At 64.9% G+C, this 17342-nt stretch carries 5 protein-coding genes and 4 pseudogenes; 4 read left to right on the top strand and 5 right to left on the bottom strand.

Going from position 1 to position 17342, the window contains the following annotated elements; genetic code table 11:
- Positions 1-13: 13 nt before the first annotated feature.
- A pseudogene (locus HNR60_RS24440) lies at positions 14-568 on the top strand (tyrosine-type recombinase/integrase); the annotation flags it as partial.
- Positions 569-681: 113 nt separating this feature from the next.
- Here the strand turns inward: HNR60_RS24440 and HNR60_RS03135 are convergent.
- Positions 682-1028, bottom strand: a pseudogene (locus HNR60_RS03135) (MobA/MobL family protein); the annotation flags it as partial.
- Positions 1029-1032: 4 nt separating this feature from the next.
- On the opposite strand from HNR60_RS03135, the pseudogene HNR60_RS03140 reads away from it, so the two are divergent.
- The 3 genes and pseudogenes from HNR60_RS03140 to HNR60_RS03150 all read left to right on the top strand — a co-directional run.
- Positions 1033-1290 (top strand): annotated as a pseudogene (locus HNR60_RS03140) (MobA/MobL family protein); the annotation flags it as partial.
- Positions 1291-1450: 160 nt separating this feature from the next.
- Positions 1451-1756 (top strand): conjugal transfer protein TraD, encoded by a 306-nt coding sequence (locus HNR60_RS03145; protein ID WP_184254184.1) that lies wholly within the window; start codon positions 1451-1453, stop codon positions 1754-1756.
- A 22-nt stretch (positions 1757-1778) separates the two neighbouring features.
- A pseudogene (locus HNR60_RS03150) lies at positions 1779-2113 on the top strand (conjugal transfer protein TraD).
- 130 nt (positions 2114-2243) lie between these two features.
- On the opposite strand, the gene HNR60_RS03155 reads toward HNR60_RS03150, so the two are convergent.
- From HNR60_RS03155 to HNR60_RS03170, 4 genes are all read right to left on the bottom strand, one after another.
- Positions 2244-14678: a filamentous hemagglutinin family protein gene (locus HNR60_RS03155; protein WP_184254186.1), complete on the bottom strand. Its 12435-nt coding sequence runs from the start codon at positions 14676-14678 to the stop codon at positions 2244-2246.
- A 164-nt stretch (positions 14679-14842) separates the two neighbouring features.
- Positions 14843-15844 carry a FecR family protein gene (locus tag HNR60_RS03160; protein WP_184254188.1) on the bottom strand — a complete coding sequence of 334 codons (1002 nt, stop codon included), beginning with the start codon at positions 15842-15844 and terminating at the stop codon, positions 14843-14845.
- Positions 15845-15944: 100 nt separating this feature from the next.
- The gene (locus HNR60_RS03165; protein WP_184254190.1) at positions 15945-16460 is read right to left on the bottom strand and encodes an RNA polymerase sigma factor; all 516 of its coding nucleotides are present in this window, start codon (positions 16458-16460) and stop codon (positions 15945-15947) included.
- Complete coding sequence (locus HNR60_RS03170) at positions 16457-17095, bottom strand: STN domain-containing protein (RefSeq protein ID WP_184254191.1); 639 nt, start codon at positions 17093-17095, stop codon at positions 16457-16459. The genes HNR60_RS03165 and HNR60_RS03170 overlap by 4 nt, the downstream gene beginning before the upstream one ends.
- Positions 17096-17342 lie beyond the last annotated feature (247 nt).

Here is a 17342-nt window from a genome sequence, read left to right on the forward strand (position 1 = left end):
GTCTCGGCGAGGTATGCACGCTGACGGCGGCGGGCTTTATCTGCAGATTGCCGAGGGCGGCTCAAAGAGCTGGCTGTTTCGATACAAGCTCCACGGCCGCACCCATTGGCATGGCTTGGGTTCGCTGCGTGACGTGGGCCTCGAAGAGGCGCGAGAGAAGGCGACCGGAGCGCGCAAGGTCCGCCGCAATGGCGGCGACCCCATCCAGGCAAAGCGCCAAGCGGAAGCCGCCGCCCGCATCGAATCGGCCAAGGCGATCACGTTCGGCGAGGCGGCGAAGCGGTTCATCAAAGCCAATCGGGCCGGCTGGAAGAATGCCAAGCACGCCGACCAATGGGTGATGACGTTGCTCGGCATCGACCAGAAGGGCAAGCCGAGCAAGAACGACTACTGCAAGACGATCCGTGATCTTCCCATCGGCGCGATTGATACGACGCTGGTCCTGCGGGTCATCGAGCCGATCTGGGCGAGCAAAACCGAAACGGCCACCCGTATTCGCAGTCGCATCGAGCAGGTGATCGACGCCGCCAAGGCGAAGGGCGAGTTCAATGGCGAAAACCCGGCACGCTGGAAGGGGCATCTCGATAACCTGCTCCCGGCCACGTCGAAGGTTCGCAAGGTCCGCAATCATCCGGCGCTGCCTTACAGGCAATTGCCCGACTTCATGCGCAAGCTTCGCGAGCCTTGCGCCTCAAAGCTGCGATGGTTGATACGCGCATCGACGTCGAGTTCGGCAAGGCGCTCATTGGCAAGCTCGGCCCAACGTTCGCGCGAGCGCTCGACCATCTCCGTGCGGTTCCGGTCCCGCACTTTCGGGCCGAAGCCATTCTCGTCCCCGTTGACGTTGATTTGCCGCATCGTCAGCATGACATGAGCATGAGGCTTGGGCATGCCTCCTCGCCCATATCCCAATGCACATTGACGTCGGCAATCATGCCTTGGTCCACGAATTCCGACTGCGCGAAGTCGCGGGCCAGTTCGATGCCTTGCGCTTGCGTCATCTCGCGCAGAATGGCGAACTCGACCTTCGCGATGGCGATCTATCATCTTCACGTCAAAGTCATTGGCCGCAAATCCGGCTCCAGCGCGGTGGCGTCGGCCGCCTACCGCTCGGGCTCGCGGTTGCGCGACGAACGCCTGGACCGCAGCCACGACTTTTCCGCTAAGCGCGGCGTCGTTCATTCGGAGGTGATGCTGCCGGAAAATGCACCGCAGGCATGGAGCGATCGCGAGCGACTCTGGAACGATGTCGAGGCGTTTGAGATCCGCAAGGATGCGCAGCTTGCCCGCGTTGAGCGACTTGCACAATGCTGTAAGCTCGCCGGGACGGTTTGATACGGCGTGGTCCCGTCCGAGATTTTTTCGAGGGAGGGCGCGCTTATACGTCGTTCCGACGTGCGCTTCGCCGTGTAGATGAATCATCGCTCCATCAACATTGCTGGAGGACATGATGCGCAAGCCACGGGATTTCGACGGGGAACTGAAAGCGCTTCAGGACAAGGCGCGAGAACTGAAAACTCGCAAGGTACAGCAACTCGGTGAGCTGGTGATTGCAACCGGCGCCGACGAGCTCAGCGCCGATGAATTGGCCGGCGGGCTAATCGTGCTGGCCGAGACGAAGGATGCCGGAAAGAGGGAGGCCTGGGCGAAGCGCGGGGCCGCGTTCTTTCAAAGCCGGGCTCGGCGAACTGCACCGGCAGCTGAGCGCGACATGGACGGCGCTCCTGCGCAACCGGGCGGCGCGCAACCGGTATAAGGCCGCAAGGGCGCGACATGACATGCCCACGTGGCAAGTCGAGCGGCGCAAGCGGACGCGGCATCTGTCGAACTCGGCGGTCTCGTCGTCAAGGCCGGCGTCGTGGAGCTGACCGGCGATGATCGCGCCATCATCCTCGGCGCGCTGCTTTGGATGGCCGACAAGCTTCGAAGTGATCAGCGTGAATATGCACGGAGGCTCTGGGCCGCGAAGGGAATGGAGGCATTCGCTTTGGAACGGGCGACAGATGCGTCCACCATCTCGCAGGAAACGCCGCAGGATCGGACATTACCGATGGCGGCCGGCGCGGAGACACCAAATATCGCCGCGACGGCGGTCACGCCATCGCGCGGCTAGCGCCCCGACCGCAAGGCCAGTTAGCTAACGCGAGGTCCTCGACGGAGATGCGTCCCAGTCGTGCATCCATTGAGGGCGCGACGGCAGCCTCAATGACACGCCATGACACGCTGCTCCCAAACGGGTCCATTCATGGAGCAGCCTCACCGCGGCCAGGATTGACGATCTGATTGGCGAGCGTGTCGCGCTCCGCTGTCGTCAATGGCTTGGTGTCCTCAGCGGTGAAGGTGCCGTTACCAAGAAGACGGACCACGTTGTTCGAGTCGTAGTTATTGCTGCTTTGTCTGCCGCGGCTGCGCCGCTGTTCGCTGTCAGGCTGCTCTTCTCCAGTCCCACCCCCGTAGCCCAGCACTTCAACGATGATGACGGAAGGCCGGTCGTTGCCGCTGCCCTGGCTCGGCAGCGCCGTCTGCTGCGTCGCCGCGGTCGCGTTCGACGCCGCCAGGCCGGCGCTGATGTTCGGCGCCTGCACGGTTGGAATGCCCGTGGACCTGCCCTGCACCTGGATGTTGGCGGCGTTGAGGATCTGCATTGCGGCGATGTTGATGTCGCCGGAGACGCGGATGCCGGCCTCGCCCGCATCCACCTTGCCGAGCGGCGCGATCAGGTCGATGTCGCCGGCCTTCACCTCGGGGATCGGGTTCAAGGTCGCGATGCCGGCGCCGGACGTCGGCACCTGCGGCGACAGCGTGACGTTGCCGTAGTCGTCGTAGACGCGCTTCGGCGGCGTATAGACAATGGTGGTCTTGGCGCCGCGTCCGGCATTGATATCGCCTTCCGCCGACCAGGCGAGGATGTCACCGCCGAACGTCGTCATGATGCGCGACAGGCCGAGCAGAATGCTGCCTTTGCTGTAGAGCTGGATGTCGCCGGATCCTTGCGTGACCAGACCCGCCGATGCCGGCGGCACCTGCCCTTCGACGCCGATCACCTGACTGCCACCGGGCGTCAGCATCTGAATGCTTCCACCGAACAGCGTGCGCACGCCGGCGCCGCCGAACATAATGATGTCGCCGTCGTAGTCGTTGCCCGGGAACAGCGTGGCGATCACGGCGCGGCCGCGCAGATAGGAGTTGAAGCGCGCACTGCTCGGGTCGTTGTACTCGCGGCCGCCTTCCCGCAGCTCTGCGAAATAGACCGTTCGCAGGAAGATGCCGCGCTGCTCCGGCTTCAGGGCGTTGAAATAGGCCAGAGCCTGCTCGACCGTGCCGGCAAAACCGTGACGTTCCTTCAGCCAGCCCGCCAACTCCTTCTCGTAGGTTCTGGCGACCTTGCCGTTCTGCTCGGCGAGCGGCACGCCGGTCACCGCGAGATTGGCGGGATCGAGATAGAGCGCCGCGAGCTTCGCATAGTCCGGCCCCGACGCGCCGACGCCGGCCTGCACGAGGATGCTGGCGCCGGGGCGGCTGTCGCCGGGACTGTAGGCGCCGAGCGAGGTGACGCTGGCGCGGTCCTCCATCCGGATGTTGCGCCCGGCGCTGATCTCCAGCGTGCCGGGACCTGCGATGCTGAAGCTGGAATAGATGATGTCGCGGCCGGCCGAGATGATCGATACATCCGTCTCGGAGCTATGGACGATGAGGTTGCTCTTCGTCTGGCCCTTGTCGCTACTACGAGTGGCAGCGACTCCCGACTCGCCGAGATTGTGGCCGCTGTTGACGATGTCGCGCCCGGCCTTCATCCAGACGGCGCCGCCCGCGCTGTAGAGAGTCTTCCCGCCGTTGCCGCCGGCCGAAAAGAAACCGGTCTGCAACTCGCCGGTCATCAGGCCGACGATGTCGCCGCCCAGCGCATAGAAGCGCGCGGGATCGAGAGAATATAGGCCCGAGGCGGTATTCGGCCCGAAGGCGAACAGATTATACTCGTCCGCAAACGCCTGCGGATCGAGGCTCGCCAGCGTCGCGGGCCGGAACGGCGTCGTGAGTATTGCCGGGTCGGCGCTGGATCGGGACACGACGCCGCCATAGATCGACTGGCCCGCCAGCCATTCGAGCTCACCGTGCGGCGACGGCGCGAGGAGCAGCGTCCCGGCCTCATACGGGGCCGCAAAGATGCTGCCGGACGGCGCGACGGCGCGCAGGATCGACGGGTAAGACACATCGATACCGAATCTGGTGAGCGGCATCTTTGCATTGCCCGGCGTCAGATTGCCGCCGGCGGCGAACAGATCGATCGCGGTCCGATCGCTCCACAGGCTGAACCAGGCCGGGGCAGGCGTGTTCGGATCCCGATCGATGGTCTCGCGGCGGGTGGCATCGATGACGCCGCCGACCACCAGGTCGGCGCGCGTGGTCAGGGCAAAGGTCGCATCGCCCGGCAGCAGGGTCGGCCCGCCGAACATGACGGCCTGCGTCACCGTGAAGGGATCGTAGGGGCGCACCTCTCTGGTTGCGCTGACTCCGTAATCCAAACGGATATTCCCGATGCTCGCTGCGCTGACAGAGCTATTGCCCCGCAAATTGGCGATCACGCCATCCAGAAACTGTGCCGATCCAGAGTTCCCGCCGTCGATGGCGGTCGCCAGCAGGTTGGGATTGAGGCTGCCGCCGATACGCACGTCGAGATCGCCGCCCCCCGTCAACACCAGATCGCCCTGGGCGTTGACCCGGCCCGTCGATCCGACCGCGAGCACCAGTCCCTGGCTGCGTCCGCTCATCTTGTCGATGGCGCCAGCGTTGCCGCCGACATCGACTCTCAGATCGCCGCCGCCGAGCGTGCCAAAGCCGGTGAACCCCACCAGATAGGGAAGCGGATCGTATTCAAAGCTACTAATTCTAGCGTCATCGCTTCTGACATAGCTGCCGAAGTTGATCCACCAGGCCGCGCCCGCGTCGCTGCCCGGCGCATGGCCCTGGCGCCACAGCCAGTTGACGGGATCCGCGCTCGGCTTCTGATAGATGCGCATTTCCTCCGAATAGCCACTTTGTTTCCAGAGATCGCCGGTGAGATTGCCGCTGGCACGCAAAAGCAGATTGCCGCCTCCCGTCGGATACCAGGCATGCGAGAGCCGGCCGTCGCCACTGACGAGGCTTTCGTAGTCCGCGCCCTCCTTGCCCAGCACCTTGCCATCGCGGATCGGTGCCCGTGGCTGATCGAACGCCGCGCCAACGCCCTGCGACTGTGTGCCCGCGGTATAGACGCCATAGGGCGAACGCTGGGCCAGATTGCCGCCGGCAACGAGGTCGAGATCGCCGGTGCCGGTGCGAACCACGCTGAAGATCGGATTGAGCGGAATATAGCCAAGGAAATCGCCGACGATGACTGTTTCCGGGGTGGCGGGGATCGGTTCGCCGAGCGAGACGAGGTAACCTGGAGAGTCGAGGAGGGTAGATTCAAAAAAGGCGGGCACAGGATCGCCCGCTTTCAGCGGAGCTGAGAGCCCCCATGACGCCCAGTCAGTATCGAGACCCAAATCTGCGACGGCCAGCGCCGTGACGGTATAATTGTAGCGGATGCAGTAGCTGGGAACGTCGGCGCAAAGAAAGTCAGGGCCCCAGTCATCCTCAACTGGTGTTCCCGGTGCCGCTCCAAAATCAGCCGCTCCCTGGTCGCTCCAATACCATTTGCCGCCCGGCCGCGCCGGCGTGCCCGGAATGATGGTCTTCTGATAGTAGTCGAACACCGAATAGTGGCTATCGGCCAGCGTCAGATTGCCGGCTGCGTCGCGCGGCCGCAGCATGCGGCTATCGGCGGCGCCGAGATCCGCACCGGCCACCAGCCGCATCGACCAGCTTTGCGAGCCGGCCGGCAGCATGCTGGCCACCGCCCAGTTGGCGCCCTGACGGCCGTTCGCGTCGGCCGGCCGCAATCGCACGGAAAGTGCGCCGTTGGGCAGCTTGACTACGGTCTGCGACGGGATCAGGCCGCCCATCGGCAGCCTCAGGTCGCCGTCGAGCGTCACGTAGTATGGCAGTGCGACACCCTTGGGCCAGACCATCGCCTTCAGCGACAGGTCGGCAGGCGCGACGAAACCCGCACCGAGCCGTGTACCAGCCGGGAGCGTGACGGCCTGCGCGAGACGTGTGCCCGCGGCGTAGAGCAGGCTGCCGTCCGCTGCGCGGACGTCGCCCGCCAGAATGGTGTTGGCCGGCAGGAGGACGGCACCGTTCAGCACCGCCGCGGCCGGCAGTCGCGTGCCCGTCGGCACGGTCAGCGCCTTGACCGGCAGATCGTAATTGAGCGTGCGGCCGGGTGTAAAGGTGGTGCCGTCGGCGAGCGTCACACTGCCGTTGGGCACGATCACATCGCCGCCGAACGACACCAGACCGGGCCGCAGGATCCAGCCGTCGTCGTCCGGCGTGGCGGGCGGCGGCGCGAAGCCGTCGTTGATGCTGCCATAGATGTCGAGATTGCCGCCGGCGCGCAGATTGAGCACGCCGACCTCGCCCGATCCATAGACCGACGTGTGCGGGAAGTGCGGATTGACCCCGTCATAACGATGGCCCGACAGGTCGAGGTCGCCCTTGACCACCAGATCGCCCTCGGTCCGCACCTCGACCAGCGGCCGCAGGTGGAAGGCGTCGCGATAGGCGGAGTTGTTCAGTCCCGCCAGCTTGCCGTTCATCAAAGTCGCATTGCCGAGCGCCGCGTTGATGAAGTCGCTGCTTTCGGTGTGGCGGTGATTCAGCCAGTCCTGATCGATGAATTGATAAGGCCGGCCGCTCGCCGTGGTCTCCGTGCCGACCGGCACCTCGGCGCCGGAATAGACCCGCACCGCATTGACCGCGATCGAGCGCGCGCCCTGAATGGTCAGCGCACCGGAAGCGTCGATGGCGATGTCGTCGGCGCCGAGACGCGGCGCGTTCAATTCCAGCGTACCGCGCAGGACGCCGTCATACTGACCGGGTGCGGTGCCGACGGTGGCCTTGGTGCCGTGCCGCAGATCGATCCGCACGCCCGATGCCAGCGTCAACACTCCACTCCCGGAGCTGAGTTGGACGATGGCCCGGTTCGGGCTGTCGATGATCTTGCCATAACTATCGACGCGCAGCCGCTCGCCATGGGCATCGAGCACCGCGCTGCCGGTCAGCGTCAGGCCGCCATTGGCCGCGAGCCGGATCGATCCGACCTCCGCGCCGCTGGCGTCGATCGTCCCGGTGACGGTGAGGTGGCCGCCGTCGAGCGAGAGGTTGACGTCACCCGCGCGCAGGCCGTCGCCGATCACGAGATCGCCTTGCTTGAGCTGGAAGCTGCGCCCGCCGAACACCTCGCCCGCATTGAGCCGCGCGTTGAGCGCGGCGAATTGGTCGCTGAGCGTGCCGCTGCCGCCGAGCCGCTGTGCGCGCACGTCGATGAAGCCACCGCGATAAGGCACGATCGTGCCGCCGGCAGCGTATTGGCCGCTGGTCGCGCCGAGGATCGCACCCTGCAGATCCACCGTCCCGGCGCCCGCGCCGAGCGCCGACGCCGTCAGCCGGCCGGCGTGATTGTTCCTGGCCGAAAGGTCGATGGTCGAACCTGCCGCCTGGCGGATGTCGCCGTTGCGGCTCTCGAGAATGACCTCGCCGCCCCAGCTGTATTTCTTGACGTCGGAGAACGTGATCTCGCGGCCCGCCATGTCGATCCGCGCCGCGTCGGACAGCATGATGTCGCCGGTGGCGCTCACCGTCAGCCGTCCGCTCGGCAGCGTCACCGCCGTGGCAATCGACACGCTCGCGCCGTCGAGTGCGAGTTCGGCGCCCAACGCCTCCGCTCCGAGCACGGTCCCGGCCATCGCGCCGGATGGCGCGGTGACGGAGATCGCGCCGCCCGCGGTGATGCGGTTGACCGAGCCGGCCTCGCCGGTCAGCAGCGGGGTCGAGATGTTGAGAGCGCCGCCGCTGTAGCTGTACCCTGCACCGGTCACATAGGCGCCCTGGCTCTGATAGACCGCGAGACTTCCCTCGTGATTGGCGGTGATCCGATCGCTGGCGTTGAGATTGACGCTGGCGAAGCCGAGCGCCAGCCGTCCCGCATCGTCCACGCCGCTGACCTGAGTCTTGGGGCCGTAGCCGAAGGTGATCCGTTCGGCGTCGATGACGAGCGAGCCGCTGCCGGTTCCGGCGCCGCCGGTGATGACCGCGCCCGGACCGCCGGTGGTGCCGCTCCAGACCAGATTTTCGGTGCGGATCGTCGCGACGTCGCCGGAGCCACCTGCCCCGTAGATGGCGGGCGTGCCGAACACCAGATTGGTGATGCGGGACTTGCCCGAAGCGTCATAGGTGTCGAGCTTCACCGTACCGAAGAAGTTGACCGCGTCACGCGCGGTCAGGATCAGGCTTTCGAGCGCCGGAGCGCCGGTCGAGGTGTCGCCCTTGAGCAACTGGTCGAGCACCGTCTGGTTGAGCGTGAGCCCCGAGGGCAGCACGTTCGTCGCGGCAGCAGCGGCGAGCGCCTCGCGCGTCCCGACATTGACCGCGCCGACACCGAGCGCGAGGTTGCGGGTGCCGAACCGCACATTGTCGCCCAGCTCAAAGCGGTTGGTCGTGGCGAACCCGATCGTGCCTTCGGAGTAGAGCGTGGTCGGCGCAGTGCAATTGCCGCTCGCGCCGCAGGCGCCGATCAGGATCGCGCCTTGCCTGCTGGAGAGGGAGGAATTCGCCGGCAATATGTCCAACCGGCCGTTGGATACGGCGAGCATCGAGCCACCTTGGCCGGAGGACGTTGGTGTGTAGATGAACCCGTCCGTCGAATCGAATGAGACTGCCCCCATCCCCAGCGTGTTGATGCCGGCGCCGGCCTCGATCGTGATCGCGCCGGTGCCGGTTGTGCGCTTCCAGCCCGTGATCAGGAAAACCTCCGCCGCCCGCAGCACCGCGCCCTCACGCAGCGTGATGCTGAATGACTGGTCGGTGCCCGCGAACTCGACGTAGTTGCCCGTCTGGCCATAGGTGATGGTCGGCTTGGCACCGATGGTCAGCCGGCGCGCGGACAGGGCGTTGAGGTCGTCGGCATAGACCGAGATGCCCGTGAAGCCCTCGGTTGCCGCAGCGCCCGCCGCCAGGATCTCGATTTCACCGCCGGTAGCGTTATCGAGCAGGCTTGCCGAACCCGCATAGCCGCCTTGTCCGGCGCTGAAATCCACCGCGCCGTGGAACCGGAAGGCGTTCGCGCCCGCGCCGGATACGAGGTTGAGATGGAGATTCAGGCCGTCGAGCGGCAACATCGCGCGTGGCACGCCGAGACGCGCCGCATCCGCCAGCGCAAACCCGGCGTAGTTCGTCTCGTTGTAGAGCGAATAGGTTCGCGTCACCTTGGCCGGAGTCAGGATCACCTGCCGCGCAAGACTGTCGCGGATGTTGGTGTTGGCGACGCCGAGCCGCGCGGCGGCGAGGTAAGAGCCATCGGCCATCGCCGCCTGGCCGATGAGACCGCGCGAATCTGGCGTCGCCGCGATCTCGACCCGGAAGGCGCCCGGCAACAGTGCATAGGTCGATGGCATCAGCGTGTAGCTACCGGCCGGCAGGCCGGGCACGCTGCCGTCGAGCGTGATCTGCTGGCCGACCAACGGATTGCCGGCGCCGGCGTCCGGACCGACCGGCGCATAGCCGGACGCCTGGTTCGGCACGATGGCATAGACGGTGTTGCCGGACGCGCTGAACCCATAGACCGGATTGGCCTTGATCAGCGGATTGCGCAGCACATCGATCGAGCCGCCACGGCCGCTGACGAAGCCCGCCCCGGTCAGATCGCCGCCGCCCGACAAGTCGATCAGCGCGCCACTCTGGACATCGACCTTGACGCCGAAGAGCGAAACGCCGCGCGTCGCGGACACAGCGCCTTCCAGCGCGATCTTCTTGTCCGCATAGTACCAATCGATGCCATCGACCGTGCCTCCATAGGGCATGATCAGCCCCTTCGAGCTGGTCGAGGTGATGCTGCCGGGCAGGAGATTGATCGTGTTTGCTCCGGATTCATTGCCCAGGCCGATCGTCCCGAGCGGCGCGCGAACCACGCCGCCCTGGTTGATCGTGTAAGCCCCCAGCGAGAGAAGTCCGAACGCCGAAAACGGCTGGGCCACCGGCGCCTGGCCGGTGCCGCGAATGGTGAGGCTGTAGGCGGGATCATAAGCACGATTTTCGTCGAAGCCTTTCAGCCAACCGGCCCGGACTTCGGCGCTTGCGCCGGTCGCGGGATAGATTTGCTGCGCGGCAAGGACGAGATCGCCACGGGTCTGGAGAAAGGTCCTATTCAGGCTGCCGCTGTGCAGGAAGCGGATATCCCCGCTGCTCTGCAACGTGACATCCGCGAACCCGCGCCGATCGACCGTGAAACTCGTTCCCGCGCCGCGGATGCCGAACCCGACGGAGCGCTGGACATCCAGCAATCCCGCCGTCGCGCTGAACCGCGCGGCGCTCTGCCGTGCCGATGGGGCGCTGCCATTGGAGGTATTGCTGACCGGTAGATGGCCGCTGCCGTCCGACCGGATATCAGGCACGCCCGAGAGGTGCATATAGGGCGCGGAGAGGGTCACGCGGGCGTCGGCCTTTGAGGTTTCCGCCAGCGCCAGCGACGTCGAGAACAACTGCAGGCTCTGGCTCATCGCCAGCGACACGTCGCCATCGAAGGCGATGATGCCGTAGCTGAGCAAATTGAGATTGCCGAAGCCGCCGGCCTCGATCTGGTCGACGCCGATCGCGGCCTTTCCAAAAACCAGGCTGCCGTTGGCCGAAGCCGGCGTGGCGTCGGCCGCCAGCGCGCTGCCTGGCGCCGTCTGGGTCACGATGAGATCGCGCGAGCGGTACCCACTGGCGTTCACATCCCGATATTCCGGAGTGCCCAGACTGACCGTCAACGTGCCGCCGGCAGCTCCCGCGCCGCCGGCTTTGGCCCGCCAGGTTCCGCGGAGATCCAAGCCGTCCGAAGATGCGAAGGAGATCGCGCCGCCACGGCTGGCCACCTCGGTCGAACCGCCGTTCAACAGATCCAACGTCGTCGCGGCGCCGGATGCGTCGAGCAGCGCTCCGTCGCGCACGACGACGAACGCCAGGGGACCGCCCGGCTGACCCGACGACAGATTGATCGTTCCGCCGATGGTGATGTTGCCGCCGTCCAGCACCGTGCCATAGCGTCGGCCCTGCAAATCAACGGCGCTGAAGGCGCGGCCTGCGACATCGAGCACGGCGGTCTGGCCGATCCAGATCGAATTGCTGTCAGAAATGCCGCCACCGCCGCCGATGCGGATCGAACCGCCCCAGGCGTTCAGCGTGCCGTTGACGGTCACCTGCCCGACGCCGGAGATATCGATCGACTGCCCGGGATCGACGGTGAGCACCGCGCCCTTGCCGACGACCAGACCGACCGCCGCCGCATCCGACGATAGGACGCCAGCGGAGAGCGACAGGCTGGCCCCGCCGCGCTGGGTCAGCCGGCCTTTGGCGGAATCCTCCAGATACAGCGGCGGCGTCCAGAGCTCGAGGCCCGCAGACGGATCGCTTCCCGTGGCCACGGCTAAAGCGTCCGCGATGTAACGATAGACCGGCATGGTGACGTCGATCGTCGCATCATCGGCAACGGCAAGTCCCTTATGACCATTGACGCTGTAGTTCGCAAAGCCGCTACGGAACAGCGACGCATCGAGATTCAGCACGAGGCTCGCATCGCCGTCGCTTTGCTGAGCCTTGCTTCCGATCGCGATCACCCGGCCGGATTCGATCCTGAGCTTGCCGCCGCCTGTGACACCGAACCCGGCGATCTCGCCGTCAAGGGTCAGCCGGCCGCCAGATCGAACATTCCCTTGATCGGCCAAGAGCGTAACGTCGCCGCCCTTGCCGCCGCGCATTTTCCCGGTCGACAGGATGGCGGCGCCGGACGAGACGTCGATGGTGCTGCCGCTCGCGAGCGTGACGCTCCGGGTGGAATCGAAGGTGACGCTGCCGCCATCGACATAGGCGAGACCGGAGAGTTCGTTCGGATCGGCCAGGCCGTTGGTCCAGAGTCCGCGCACGTCGATGATCGCGCCGGCGCGCAGCGTCACGCCCGGCATCGTGGGCAGGATTGCGACCATGCCCAGGATATCTGTCTGGACGGTGACGCTGCCGCTGCGGGCGACGATGCCGGCATTGATGTCGACGGTCGGCGCGAGCAGCTTGACCTGTCCGCCATTGGCCAGCGTCAGCGTCGCATCGACCGCGATGGAGCCCCTGGTGGCGATCGTGAGGCCGCCGAGACCCTGTTCGCTGAGATGGCCCGCATCGAACCAGGCGGTGTTGGTGCGGACCGACGGCAGGAGGTCGGTGGCGGACAGGCCGGCGCTGATGGCCGCGACATTGCTGAAGCGGACATCCGAGCCGTAGGCGGCAATCTGGCTTGACGTCGCGTCATAGCGGCCCAGCCCGAGCGTGCCCTGCAGCGGCACGGCGTTCTGCACCTGCTTGTAGCCGTCGGAGAGGCCCGCGGCGCGCGCACTGGTCTGGCGCGCGCCCTTGACGACATCGGCGATGATGTCCGCCTCAAAGATCGATGTGGGTGTCGAGAGGACGAGGTTGCCGGCATCGCGGCCGACGGTGTAGCCATCCTCCCAGCGCACGCTCTCGCGGCCGCGGCCGAGCGGGTTCGTCCAGATTTCGGTGAGTCGATCGTCGACCTTGCCCTGGATGTTATGGGTACGGGTGAAACCGCCGGTGAAATTTCTGAAGTCGAGATTGGCCGGTGCATTTTCGACGCTGTAGCGCCGCCCGTCGCTGCCGATCAGATTGGTGGAGCGGATCCAGCCGGCGGCATAATTCAGCGAGCCGCCGGAGATGTCGAAGGTGGCGGCCCGCTGTGCGATCACTTCGGGAGCGGACAGCGTGATGGTGCCGCCGACCGCGCTCCATTCGCCTATTCTGTGCGCGGTGTTGGTGAGATAACCGCCGACCTCGAGCAGCCCGCCCGGCGTATAGTAACGGTCGCTGTCATAGCCGCCGGCACCCTTCGGCACCAAGATCAGGTTGCGGATGTCGATCCAGACATCGTTGTTCCTGAGCACGTTGGAATCGCGGTTCAGCGGCGAGTCCCGCAGTTCATTTCCCTGGATATTGACCTTGAGGTTATTGGCCGGCATTGCCAGCGTCACGTCGCGCACCCCGGAGACGTCGAGGGTGGCGCCGTCCTCGACGAAGATGCGCTTGCCGGCCGAGACTGCCACCTGACCGCCTTGCGCAATCGTCAGCGAGCCGCTCTTGAAGATCGCATTGCCGCCGGTAACGATCTCGATCCGCGACTGATCCATGCGGTCGGCGAGCTTCGACAGATTGTCGAACGCCCCGAAGGCCGCACCCGACCGCGCGTCGTTCTGCGTGGTGGACGCCGTGATCAGCGCGTCGCGCTGCGAGTTGAGAGCGGTCTCGGTGCTGTCGAGTTCGGGGATGATCGTCGAAACGCTGCCGGCGCTGAGAGTGACGCTGCCTGCCGTATCGGTCGCCGAGTTCAGAAGATGAATGGTGCCGCGGTTATTGACCGAGGTGGTCGAGATGAGAATCCCGTTCTGCGCTATCGCTTGGCCCGCGATCGTGATGTCGCCCTGCTGGCTGAAGATCAGGCCATTGTTGGTTGCATTGCCGGCATGGCTTGCCGCGCGCATGATCGGCGCGATCTCGTTGCCGCGCGTGGTCGAGAACGTGTTGGCGTCCGTACCAACACCGCGGCGTAGGATGAAGTCGTCGCCCGCGGCAAGCTGCGTCTGACCGAGCGGCGTCGAAATCGAGCCGGCATTGACGACCTCGCCTCCCATCAGCAGCACGAAGCCGCCGCCATTGGTAACGGACGCCGGAGCATGCGTCGCGATCACCGCGCCAGCTTTGACCTCGACCTTACCGGCCCCTTCGCGCAGGCCCAGCAGCTCGGCCGCATCGGTGAAGCTCGGCGTCCAGGTCGATCCGGCCAGCGTCGAATAAATACCCTTCATAAATTGGTCGTTGGAAATCTTCGCGGTCGAGGCGATCAGTGCCCCGACATTGATCTGCGACGATCCACCGAAGATGATGCCGTTCTGGTTGATGATGTAGACCTGCCCCTTGGCATCGATGCTGCCGAGGATCTGGCTGGGCCGTCCGTCGGTGCCGAGCACGCGGTTCAGCGCCACCCAATTGCTGGCGTCCTGTTTGAAGTTCACATCGGTCATGCCGCCGACGTGAAACGTGTCCCAGGTCAAGATCGCTCTTTGCTCGGTCTGCTGAATCTCGACCTTGGTGCGATCACCGGTCGTGAACTGGGTCGGCAGGTTCGCGCCCCGCCAGAGATTTGCGGGGACATTCTGCGGAGCCACCTGCAAGCCGCCGACCCCCAGACCATTCGGGATGCCGCTGTTGCCCGGTGCTGCTCGCGCTGCGTCACGCGCCGCCTGCTGCGTTGCCTGCATAGCCTGCGTCGCGCGCTTCAACGCGTTCTGCGCATTGCGCGCCGCCCGCGCGGCCTCCTGCGAGTCCGACTGTGCTGCCGCGGCCGCCGCTGCCGACGGTGCCGGTGTCCAGCCGCCGAGCGATCTGGCATGAGCTTCCGGCGAGGCCATGAACAAAGCCAGCGTGCTCACGCCGACGAGGAGCGCGGCGCGGCGAGCATTGCGATAGGCGGAGCCGGCAGAGGACGTGGCAACATTGACGGTCATCGGGCGGCTCCTTCAGTCAACAATAGGCCTCCGATGCAGCAGCGAGATGTCGCCGCCGCCTCGGGGTTACGAGAGGTCTCACTGCTAAGAGTGAATCTCGAAGGGGCGGCGTGCACGCTCTGGAAGGATTTTTTTAAGAAATTTGTTTGGCGCCGGAAGGAAAATCAGCTCAGGATTACGATTCCACCGGGCAAACGCTGGAGTTTCGCACTGAACGCGCGCTCCAATTGTAGAAGGACCTGATTCATCTGGTCGATGCGAAAGCGGCCGCTGAGCTGCTTTTGGCTCAGGGCTGCATTCATTAAAATGATGCGGCCGGGCCGATATCGGTTGATTTCTTCAATGGCCTCAACGATCGGGGTGTCGCGGAATTCGACGATGCCACGCTGCCATTCCGAGGCGAGATGTGGGTCGATTGCGGCAATCTGGGTCAAGCCGGCGAGATCATAACGCACGCGCTGTCCGGCCCGCAACTCGGCCACCTCGGCTCCACGCTCGATTTGCACCACGCCCTCGAAGCAGGTCACACTGACCGGAGAATGCTCGCCACTTGCCGTGTAGCGAACATCAAACCTGCCGGATTCGGCGATGGTCCTACCGTTTGCCGCCAGGACCACGAGCGATCGCGCCGCACGCGCGGATGTCGCAAACGACGCTTCGCCGGCAATCAGTTCAATGCGATCCACCCCAACTTCCGCGGGACGGACAGCCAGGCTCGTTTGTGTGTTCAGACCAATCGCCACGTCGCCGGCAAACGTGACATTGCGTTGTTCGCCAGTAGAGGTGCGGTAATCCGCATTCAGCTCCGACAAGGATGGCCAAAGTCCAAACGGCGGATTGAGTACGCCGTAGACTGACGCGCCTGCAAGAACCGTAGCGCCGCCACTCAAGACCATGCGGCGGCTCATCGTCCTACGCCGTTGTCCGAAGGCATCGAGATCGCTTAAAAAATCCTCATCCGGCTCGAACGTGGCGCGGCCGGCGGCACCGACCTTACTCCATACGTGCTTTGTCTCGACAAAAGCGGCTTCATGCTGGGGACTGCGCGCGCACCAGAGCTTCAGCGCCGCGGCGTCCTCCGGCGCCATGTCCTTGGATATTAGCTTTCGTACCCAGGTGACCGCCTCCCGTTGCACTTGGTCCAGATCAGAATGTGCCTTGCTCATCTCATCTTTGCGCCCTTCGCCACCGCGTCCTTGAGCAAACCGGCCGCGATTGCAGACACTCTTACTTCTAAGACGTTTCCCGACGACCGCATGTGCACGCTCAATCTTCCAATTCTTTGTAGCGCGCAACCCAATGTTCGAGGGCCAGCTGAAGCTCTTTCGCAACGAGACGCAGCGAAATACCCATCCGGTCGGCGATTTCCTGACGGGACGCATTGCCGAACCGTGCCGCCAGAAAGATCATTCGTCTCCTGGGTGGAAGCTCCTCCACAATTGCTCTGAACGCCTCCAGGTCCGACCGTGCGAGTACAGTTTGTTCCGGCGTCGGCATATCGTCGGCGACTTCAAGCAGGCTTTCGGTATCCACAGCCGATATGGGGCGGCGCTGCTGCATCCGGCGCTGATCCCCCGCCACGTTCAACGCGATGCGGAACAGATAACTGCGCGGACTTTGGACGACGCCGATCGATTCCGTGCGCGCCAGGCGCAGCCACGTATCCTGCATGGCATCGCCTGCGAGATCGGCCGAGCCGAGGCGTTGGGTCAGACGCGCCTTGAGATCGTCGTACCGTTCGAGGAATAGACGACGGAGATTGGACAATCCATGATCGGTCATCGCCCGATCCCGCCCGGTCCGAGGGTGGGATCTATATTATCGCAGGCCGTCATTTGAGACTCTTGCGGCACAATCAACATCAGTACCGGCGACACGAAACCGGCCGGGGGCGACTCACTCACCCGCACGCTGCGCAGAGCAACATCAATCTTTTGGTCGGAATCATACGCGCCGGTAGACCCGAGACGCTGGGTCTTCTGGACAGCCCCGTCTGGTGCGATCCAGAACACAGCAGCGAAGCGGTAGCGGCCTGGCCGAACACCGCGCGATCGGCACAATGTATTGAGAAGACTTGCCTGTATCAGCCCGTAGTAGCGCCGCTGGTCCGGCGATCGTGTCGACTGGCTGGCGTGCTGATTGGCTGTCGATCCCGGCAACAGTACGAACGTGGTCTCCTCGACAAATTCCGCCGCCAGACCGGTGCCAGACAAAAGCTTGCTGAGCGCTTCATCCGGCGAAAAGGTTCCACGGACGTCACCGGACACTCGCCCGACTGCCAGGCTCGCATCGAAGAGGGCCTCGCGTCCGGTCGCATCGCCATAGCGACTGAGTGCAGTATTAAGCGATTGCGAGGGGATATTGAACTCGATCGGCGCGCTGGTCGGCCGTGTTTGAGCCATGACGAGGTCGGACACCGCCACCATACTTGCCACGGCCAATGCGGATGCCCAGCACAACCGCCACATGTTAGCCGATGCACCTACAACACAACTCGTATAGTCCGGTCTCAGTTCGGCTTGGGCCGGCTGACTCATTACCCCTGTCCCCGCCCTGGCAGATCGGGACAGCAACTCCAGCTTCCTAGCGCTACGATCTGCCCGCTGACGGTCGAAATTGCGCGTCAGCGCACACCCCAAGCCAACGCGCGGTTGATGCTAATGA

Origin of the sequence: Rhodopseudomonas rhenobacensis, from assembly GCF_014203125.1 — a bacterium.
GTDB classification, from domain to species: domain Bacteria; phylum Pseudomonadota; class Alphaproteobacteria; order Rhizobiales; family Xanthobacteraceae; genus Rhodopseudomonas_A; species Rhodopseudomonas_A rhenobacensis.

Coding starts and splice junctions, on each gene's coding strand:
- HNR60_RS03145 (WP_184254184.1), top strand. CDS start 1,451: ATGCGCAAGCCACGGGATTTCGACGGGGAACTGAAAGCGCTTCAGGAC.
- HNR60_RS03155 (WP_184254186.1), bottom strand. CDS start 14,678: ATGACCGTCAATGTTGCCACGTCCTCTGCCGGCTCCGCCTATCGCAAT.
- HNR60_RS03160 (WP_184254188.1), bottom strand. CDS start 15,844: ATGAGCAAGGCACATTCTGATCTGGACCAAGTGCAACGGGAGGCGGTC.
- HNR60_RS03165 (WP_184254190.1), bottom strand. CDS start 16,460: ATGACCGATCATGGATTGTCCAATCTCCGTCGTCTATTCCTCGAACGG.